Origin of the sequence: Alteromonas sp. AMM-1, assembly GCF_047290655.1 — a bacterium.
Classification (GTDB): domain Bacteria; phylum Pseudomonadota; class Gammaproteobacteria; order Enterobacterales; family Alteromonadaceae; genus Alteromonas; species Alteromonas mangrovi.
Map to the genome: position 1 here is coordinate 1 of NZ_JBLBUE010000184.1, position 6,478 is coordinate 6,478.

Genomic DNA, 6,478 nt, shown 5'->3' on the forward strand with positions numbered 1-6,478 from the left:
ACATTACCTTTTTTTACTTTACCGCGAGGAATTGCTTCCTTAACATTAACTTTGATGATGTTTCCGATGCTTTCATAACGGCGATGCGAGCCACCAAGAACCTTAATACACTGAACCCTGCGAGCGCCGCTGTTGTCGGCAACATCCAGGTTAGTTTGCATTTGGATCATGTTAGTGCTCCGCTATTTAATATGACTCTCTCGAGTCGCCTACTGTGCTAAAAACAACCATTTCGGGCTATTTTTAAACCATACCCCGCTAAAAAGGGCGCGAAATAATAACAGAAAAGATTCACAGAAGGTAGTTGGAATTTGAATTATTTTTGACTAATTCGAGAAAAACTCAGTGCACACAGCCATTGCGCTGTGTTTGAATGTTTACACTACTTGCTAAGCCTTTGTCTGGCCAGAATTTCACTGTTGTAAGTAATGTTGGGGTTGGGTTGCAATATATCAACAACAGCGCGCATTTTAGCGCATTTCTTTTTTAAGAAACAATAAAAATCGCCGGTTTTACCCGGCGATGTTTGATGATTGCTACTTATCGTAGTTCAGATTAGTCTACAACCACGATTTCATAGCCTGATGCATTGTCTGACGGCTCAACCGTAATGATGTAGTTGGTATCCTCATCAAACGCATGCAGTGGCAAGCGGTACAACAAATACTGCTCTTCGTTGCTGTCTTCGTGTACGGCAATGATTTCATAGTAATCAGCAGGCACAACATCACTGTCGGTTTCAGTAAACTCTACGTTTTGCACGCTGTACTCGGCCGTATCGATGGTTTCATCGTGACGAACCAGATAAAAATCCACATCGTCGTAATCTTCTACCAGGTTCACGAAATTAATGGTTTTGTCGTATGCCTGTGATAGCGAGCTCTCAACAAAGCTTAGCGAAGCCAATGCCCCAGACTTTTCGTAGATAACAATGGCTTTACTCTCACTTTGGTTAAGTGTGATCAGCTTGTTGTTAAACGCTGTCAGACTGGTATCGCCAATTGAAGCTGAAATGCGGTAATCGCCATAGTTAATTTCAGTAAAGTCACTCACTTCACCCGCGGCCAGCGTTAACGTAATGGCTTCCCCTTCGTCGTCACCGGTAAAGGTAACGGTAATGGGTGAGTCGCTGTTTAAGCTATTGTAAATCCGGTACTGCGACAAGGCGTCTACGTCGGTCACTTCAGATACCGTTGAAGAGTTTAACAACACATCCATAGCCATACCGTTTTGAATAGCACCCGAAATATCGCGCATAACCAATACATATTCAGTGTTGTAGGCAAAGTTGATTGTTGGGGTTTCAAACACAACGTCAGTTTCACCCGCATTAGTCAGATAAATTGTGTATTCGTCTTCGTTGAAATCATCGCTGTCAGAATCGCCGTCCCAATAGGTGTATTCGGTTAATTCACCCGCAGTAATCGTTCCCAGGTAATTTGACGCTTCAAACGGGTCGCCAGCATCACTCATGTATAAGTCGAACGTTTGGGTGTCGTCCAGTAATACTGACGTGGCCATTAAACGAAAGTGCTCGTCCAGCGATTCACGCTTGAACTGGTAAGATTCAAACGTGGGTGCATCAAAGTCTCCGCGCATGATCACAACCGTTTTGTACGATTTCTTCATTTGCACGGTGAGTTCGTCAATTACCACTTCCTGATCATCAGAATCAAGGCGATAAAATTCCAGCTCCAGTTCACCTGAATCCAGCGCAATCAGCGAGCTGCTGTCACCAAACTGGGCCGCGCCCAGGTCGTCGCCATCCAGTTCGCGAACGTACACGGTTGCGCCATTTGGAGAGCCATTGTAAAAATGTAAATAAGCATAGGTGTAGTCGCTGTTGCTGTCGCTACCTGAGCCACCACAGGCGGTGAGAACACTCACCAGAAATAGCGCACTGGCAGCGCGAAACAGGGTCTTGACTAACGGGATGTGCATAAATGTAAATGTCCTTGCAAAAAACGGAATTAACGCATAGGCGCGTATGGTACACGTGTAAAGACGTTACCGGAGCCGGGTGGTTCGACTCTTTACACAACCTTTGCAATCGCTGACATTTACTGACCGTTACTTCACATTTCCCGCTGTGAAATACATAAAAATAGACAAAAAAGGCGGCACTGAGGCCGCCAACTATTGGGAAACGTTGCGTTGTTAGTTAATGTAATGGCTACATTAAAACACCAGGCGCGTACCTACTGTGAAGTTTCTGCCCGGCAATGGAGCCATGTCTTTAATAAATGAGGTGTGCACCCGGGCTTCTTCATCAAGCAAGTTGTTTGCTCGTGCATACACAGACCACTCAAGATCCCCGGGCATCGTGTATTCCACAGACGCATCTACCAGAGTGTAGCTATCGGTTGTTGTTTCATAAGAAGCAACCTTGTCCTGTTCGTTATACCAGGTAACCGACACATCGGCATTCACGCTATCATCCTGATAACTCAGCGTTGAGCCCAGTCTTAGTGGCGGAATACGAGGTAAGTCCTCGCTGTCTATTTTAGCCCTTATGTAATCACCGAACAGACTCACACGAAGGGTATTGGATAAATCAATAAAGCCTTCGGCTTCCAGGCCATACAACCTGGCATCGGCCTGACGGAAGTAGTACACAGGTAAGCCTTCTTCTTCATGCCCGGCCTCTTCTTCCACACCTTCTTCTTCGTGCTCACTCAATGCGATCAATCCGGTTGCACTTTGATAGATATAGTCGCTTGCGTCGTTGTAGAAGAATGATAGCGAGTAACCGCCGATACCAGAGAATTTGCGGAAAGTAACATCTAAATTAGTACTCACTTCCTCTTTAACTGGCTTTAACGTATCGCTGACTTCGCCGTCCTCGTCCATGTCGTATACCAGACCCATTTCAAAGGTTTGCGTAGCTAAATGCTGTCCGGCTGAGAATAATTCCTGCTGACTGGGCGCGCGCTCGTTGCGCGATAATGTTACGGCCACAGAATAACCCGGCGTATATTCCCAGTTAACGCCTGCAGACAATGAACTGCTTACAAATCGGTAGTCATCGAATGAAAACGTATGAGCGTGCTCTTCACCATGTGCGTCTTCATGTTCTTCATCGTGATCAAGTGCTTCAGCTTCCAGTTCAAAATCCATATCCTGGGCACCGTACTCCGTTGTTTCCAAACGCCCGCCAAATTCAAACAGGGCAGAACCGACTTTCTTTTGCTCAATCAGGAAAATCGCCGCAGTTTGGGTTTCTGTTGGCGGCGTGAATGCTTCGTCGCCATCTGCGATATAGTCGCTGTTGTGATACTGAACCCCAACAACGCCATGCCAGTCAGCAATGTCCTTATGGTGTGCGGTTAAACGCATATCGCTGCCTTTATTGCTGAAACGGGTACCAATGTCGTCGCCTTCCAGCTCAACGTGTTCATAATCAGTATAGGCTGCAGCAAACTTGATTGTGCTTAGTCCGGCAATCGGTGAATACCATTCTCCGGCAGCCTGATAGCGTGTCATATCGACATCCAGACGAGTGCCTTCTTCTTCGTGTTCTTCTTCGAGGCCTTCCTCTTCGCCTTCTTCATGGTGGCCATGATGGCCGGGCACGCCATACAGGTTATCGAGTTTTTCTACCGCAAAACCAAAATACCCTTCTTCGTCTACCAGTGATAACCCAGCGGTAATACTGGTTGTGTCCATTTGGCTATTTTCAAGCACCCCTGCCTCTTCGTCACCGTCAGGCTCAGCAGAAGCAAATCCCGGAATATCAGCATTACCGGTTTTACGGCTGAAGCCATCTACGTGAAAGGCAAAATTATTCTGACCACCATTAAGGTTGAAACGCCCATACTTTCCATCATTTACGGTAGCGTAGTTTGCTTCTACCTCACCGGATAATTCTGCTGGCACTTCGTTTGGAATACGCTGATCTACCACGTTAACTACACCACCAATAGCCCCACTGCCATATTGTAGCGTTGCCGGTCCGCGCAGAATCTCAACCTGGGTAGCACTGCTGCTGTTTGCAGCCACATTGTGGTCGGGGCCGATACGTGAAACGTCTGATACATCCAGACTGTTTTGTACAATTTTAACGCGCGGGCCGTCATTCCCCCTGATCACCGGGCTGCTGGAGACCGGGCCAAAATAGGTACTGTGAACACCCGGGGTTTTCTTTAATGTTTCACCCAATGTTTCGGCCTGGAGCCTGCGAAGTTCATCCTGACCGATAACAGACACCGGTGTAACCGATTCCAGTACTGATGACCCCAACACACTGGCAGTTACCACAATGTTTTCAACCGAGACGGGAACCAGTGTGAAATCCACTATCTGATCGCTGCTCACATTGCCAAGGTCGTTGTCGCCGTGTACATAGTCAGAGGAATACACATGCAAATGAATATGCTCAATTTTAACGTTATCGAACAGGTAGTGGCCAAGTTCGTTGGTATAAGTTATCCGCTTCGAGCCTTCAATTCGCACTTCTGCGCCTTGCACGGGTTCTCCCTGCGCGTTGTTTACCGTGCCTTTAATCACCGTGGCCATGGCAGGCGACGATCCAAGTGCTGCCATTACGGCTAAACCGATAAGTGTTTTATTCTTCATTGACTGCTCTGTTACTGAATAATGTGAAAACCGCGCTTCATCACGAAACGTTATAATATAACATTACTCAATTTAACGGGGAGTCGTCAACTGTCATTCAACGGTATTTTATTACTGATTGTCGTTACTAAATGAATTTAACCTACCTAGGTATACTGACCTGCGCAGGCAAACTGCTGTTTGAACGGGATTATATGTGGGGAGTACTAGGCGCGATTAACCGGAAAGGCGATAACATCTTCAATGTGCTCGGCACCGAGTTTCAGCATGAGTATTCGGTCTACGCCTAACGCCACGCCGGAACAGGCGGGTAAACCAGCATCCAGTGCAGCTAAAAAATGCTCATCAATGGGCTTTTCCGGCAAACGGAAAGTTGCTCTCAACCGGTTGTCGTGTTCGAAACGGCGGCGCTGCTCAGGTGCGCTTTGCAGTTCATGAAAGCCGTTAGCCAGCTCGGCCCCCTTAAAGTACACTTCGAACCGGTCGGCGGTTCTGGGATCCTGTTTATTTAACTGTGCCAACGACGCCTGGGACGCGGGATAGCCATAAATAAAACAAGGTACCTGCTGGCCAATATTAGGTTCGATTTCGTAGCTGAACAGCAATTGCAACATACCGTCGTGATCAATGGGATAATCGTCACTCAAATCAATGTTGCACCGGTTAAACACTGTGGCAACTTCGGCGGTGGTTGCCGTAAGTGGATCCAGCGCCAGATGCTTTAGAAACGCTTGCTGGTAACTCAACATTTCAGTTTCTGGTACATCCAGAACAAGCTGCAGTAACTCGCTGACTTCCTGCATAAGCTGATGGTGGTCAAATCCAATCCGATACCATTCCAGCATGGTAAATTCAGGGTTATGCCAACGCCCGTGGCCTTCGTGACGATAGGCCTTACCCAACTGATATACGCAGGTTTTATAGGTAGCCAACAACCGCTTTAATGCAAATTCAGGCGAGGTTTGCAGATACAGCGTTTCGGTTTTACCCGTACTGCTGTAATTGAATTCGCAACTAAACGCATCAAGATGAACGTCGGTTACTGTGCCATGGGATAACGTTGGCGTATCCACTTCAAGTACATTGCGGCTGGCAAAGAACTGACGGATCTGTTGATACAACTGCGCCCTTGCCTGGAGGGCTTGTAACGATGCGGTGGGTTGCCAGAGAGGCTTAGACATGCAGAATGCTCAATAAGCATGTGCAGGCCACTGGCCTGCACCAAATCAGAATTACTTTTGTGCGCGAGACACGTATTCACCCGAACGCGTATCAACTTTGATCACTTCGCCGGTTTGAACAAACAAGGGTACACGTACTACTGCACCGGTAGACAGCGTAGCAGGTTTACCACCCGTACCTGCGGTATCGCCTTTCAGACCGGGGTCGGTTTCAGTAATTTCCAGTTCTACAAAGTTAGGTGGCGTAACTGTGATTGGTGTGCCATTCCACAACGTAATGGTGCACATATCATTTTCTACCAGCCACTTTACGTTATCGCCTACGGCTTTTTTATCTGCAGCTATTTGTTCGAATGTATCATTATTCATAAAGTGATAGAATTCGCCGTCGGTGTACAGGTAGGCTAAATCCGTATCCAATACGTCTGCGCCTTCAACTGACTCACCTGAGCGGAAGGTTTTTTCCAACACTTTGCCTGAAATCAGTTTGCGAATTTTAACCCGGTTAAACGCCTGACCTTTAACTGGTTTAACGTATTCGTTTTCTAAGATGTTGCAAGGTTCGCCGTCGAGCATAATTTTAAGGCCCGATTTGAACTCGTTAGTGCTGAAAAAAGCCATAATTCCTCAATAACTCTTGTAGGTTTTAGATTTAGTGGCGCAAATAATACAAAAAAATAGCATATCTGTGGAGAAAAACTGGCAAAAAGAATTGGCCATGA

5 protein-coding genes are annotated in these 6,478 nt (G+C 46.8%); all 5 read right to left on the reverse strand.

Annotated features, from left to right (window positions below):
- A partial coding sequence (locus ACLR2L_RS17845; protein ID WP_413370084.1) for an uL14 family ribosomal protein occupies window positions 1–170 on the reverse strand: 170 nt, incomplete at its 3' end.
- Between the two features lie 385 nt (window positions 171–555).
- On the reverse strand, window positions 556–1,941 hold the full coding sequence (locus ACLR2L_RS17850; RefSeq protein WP_140960573.1) for a DUF4397 domain-containing protein: 1,386 nt from the start codon (window positions 1,939–1,941) through the stop codon (window positions 556–558).
- A gap of 237 nt (window positions 1,942–2,178) precedes the next feature.
- Complete coding sequence (locus tag ACLR2L_RS17855; protein ID WP_413370077.1) at window positions 2,179–4,575, reverse strand: TonB-dependent receptor; 2,397 nt, start codon at window positions 4,573–4,575, stop codon at window positions 2,179–2,181.
- 206 nt (window positions 4,576–4,781) lie between these two features.
- On the reverse strand, window positions 4,782–5,756 hold the full coding sequence (epmA, locus tag ACLR2L_RS17860) for an elongation factor P--(R)-beta-lysine ligase (protein WP_413370079.1): 975 nt from the start codon (window positions 5,754–5,756) through the stop codon (window positions 4,782–4,784).
- Between the two features lie 51 nt (window positions 5,757–5,807).
- Window positions 5,808–6,377 (reverse strand): elongation factor P, encoded by a 570-nt coding sequence (gene efp, locus ACLR2L_RS17865; RefSeq protein ID WP_413370082.1) that lies wholly within the window; start codon window positions 6,375–6,377, stop codon window positions 5,808–5,810.
- Window positions 6,378–6,478: the final 101 nt, after the last annotated feature.